This window comes from Serratia sp. BW106 (genome assembly GCF_002607755.1).
Lineage (GTDB): Bacteria > Pseudomonadota > Gammaproteobacteria > Enterobacterales > Enterobacteriaceae > Serratia > Serratia proteamaculans.
Genome location: NZ_MCGS01000030.1, coordinates 182,290 through 182,726 on the forward strand (window position 1 = coordinate 182,290; position 437 = coordinate 182,726).

The 437-nt window shown below is 53.1% G+C and carries 1 protein-coding gene; it reads right to left on the reverse strand.

Features of this window, described 5'->3' with window-relative positions; genetic code table 11:
* Positions 1–437, reverse strand: a 437-nt coding sequence (locus BEI65_RS27230; RefSeq protein WP_232519126.1) for an MFS transporter, incomplete at both ends; no start/stop codon positions are given.

A 437-nucleotide genomic window follows, 5' to 3' on the forward strand; every position in this document is an offset into this window, starting at 1 on the left:
GAGGAAGATCACCGCGGTCACCGAATCTGCCTGCGAAGAACCGATAATCCGCACCGACATAATCACCCCGGCAATCAGCAGCGCGTTCTTGCCGCCAATACGGTTGATGATCAACGGCGCAAAGAACATGATAAAAGCGTTAAGAAACTCACCCAGCGTGGTCACATAGCCAAACGCCTGGGTCCCCGCATGTCGGTCGCTGAAAAACGAAGTGAAGAAGTTGGCGAACTGCTGATCGAACACGTCGTACACGCAGGCTACCCCAACGATATACATCACCAGGCACCAAAATTTTCGCATTTTCAGCAGGCTCAGCGCCGCTTTCAACTTGACGGGTTTATGGTTAAGCGCTAATCCGTCCGCCACCGCCAGCGTGTTATTTTGCTCCGGTTTGAACATATACAGCAGACCGGCCAGTACCAGTGCAAAGCTCGACG